The following is a 1,764-nucleotide window of genomic DNA, read 5'->3' as shown; positions in this document are numbered from 1 at the left end:
TTGATTAAGTCTTCGATCGATTAGTATTCGTCAGCTCCACGTGTCACCACGCTTCCACCTCGAACCTTATTAACCTCATCATCTTTGAGGGATCTTATAACCGAAGTTGGGAAATCTCATCTTGAGGGGGGCTTCATGCTTAGATGCTTTCAGCACTTATCCCGTCCATACATAGCTACCCAGCTATGCCGTTGGCACGACAACTGGTACACCAGAGGTATGTCCATCCCGGTCCTCTCGTACTAAGGACAGCTCCTCTCAAATTTCCTACGCCCACGACGGATAGGGACCGAACTGTCTCACGACGTTCTGAACCCAGCTCGCGTACCGCTTTAATGGGCGAACAGCCCAACCCTTGGGACCGACTACAGCCCCAGGATGCGATGAGCCGACATCGAGGTGCCAAACCTCCCCGTCGATGTGAACTCTTGGGGGAGATAAGCCTGTTATCCCCGGGGTAGCTTTTATCCGTTGAGCGATGGCCCTTCCATGCGGAACCACCGGATCACTAAGTCCGTCTTTCGACCCTGCTCGACTTGTAAGTCTCGCAGTCAAGCTCCCTTATGCCTTTACACTCTATGAATGATTTCCAACCATTCTGAGGGAACCTTTGAGCGCCTCCGTTACCTTTTAGGAGGCGACCGCCCCAGTCAAACTGCCCACCTGACACTGTCTCCCACCACGATAAGTGGTGCGGGTTAGAAAGCCAACACAGCTAGGGTAGTATCCCACCAATGCCTCCACGTAAGCTAGCGCTCACGTTTCAAAGGCTCCTACCTATCCTGTACAAGCTGTGCCGAATTTCAATATCAGGCTACAGTAAAGCTCCACGGGGTCTTTCCGTCCTGTCGCGGGTAACCTGCATCTTCACAGGTACTATGATTTCACCGAGTCTCTCGTTGAGACAGTGCCCAAATCGTTACGCCTTTCGTGCGGGTCGGAACTTACCCGACAAGGAATTTCGCTACCTTAGGACCGTTATAGTTACGGCCGCCGTTTACTGGGGCTTCGATTCGTAGCTTCGCAGAAGCTAACTACTCCTCTTAACCTTCCAGCACCGGGCAGGCGTCAGCCCCTATACATCACCTTACGGTTTAGCAGAGACCTGTGTTTTTGATAAACAGTCGCTTGGGCCTATTCACTGCGGCTCTTCTGGGCGTTAACCCTAAAGAGCACCCCTTCTCCCGAAGTTACGGGGTCATTTTGCCGAGTTCCTTAACGAGAGTTCGCTCGCTCACCTTAGAATTCTCATCTTGACTACCTGTGTCGGTTTGCGGTACGGGCACCTGTTATCTATCTAGAGGCTTTTCTTGGCAGTGTGAAATCAACGACTCGAGGAAACAATTTCCTCTCCCCATCACAGCTTGACCTTATGAGTGCCGGATTTGCCTAACACTCAGTCTTACTGCTTGGACGTGCAATCCAATAGCACGCTTCGCCTATCCTACTGCGTCCCCCCATCGATTAAAACGATACTAGGTGGTACAGGAATATCAACCTGTTATCCATCGCCTACGCCTGTCGGCCTCAGCTTAGGACCCGACTAACCCAGAGCGGACGAGCCTTCCTCTGGAAACCTTAGTCAATCGGTGGACGGGATTCTCACCCGTCTTTCGCTACTCACACCGGCATTCTCACTTCTAAGCGCTCCACATGTCCTTGCGATCATGCTTCGACGCCCTTAGAACGCTCTCCTACCATTGTCCTACGGACAATCCACAGCTTCGGTAATATGTTTAGCCCCGGTACATTTTCGGCGCAGTG

The 1,764-nt window shown here is 52.0% G+C and carries 1 rRNA gene; it reads right to left on the bottom strand.

From position 1 onward, the window contains the following. Nucleotides 1-1,764: ribosomal RNA gene (locus tag HMPREF3125_RS10350) — 23S ribosomal RNA — on the bottom strand; the annotation flags it as partial.

The sequence above is a fragment of the Staphylococcus sp. HMSC13A10 genome, assembly GCF_001808005.1.
Taxonomy (GTDB): Bacteria; Bacillota; Bacilli; order Staphylococcales; family Staphylococcaceae; genus Staphylococcus; species Staphylococcus pasteuri.
Note: the sequence above shows the minus strand (reverse complement) of the source record. Positions and strands in the feature narration are given on the sequence as shown.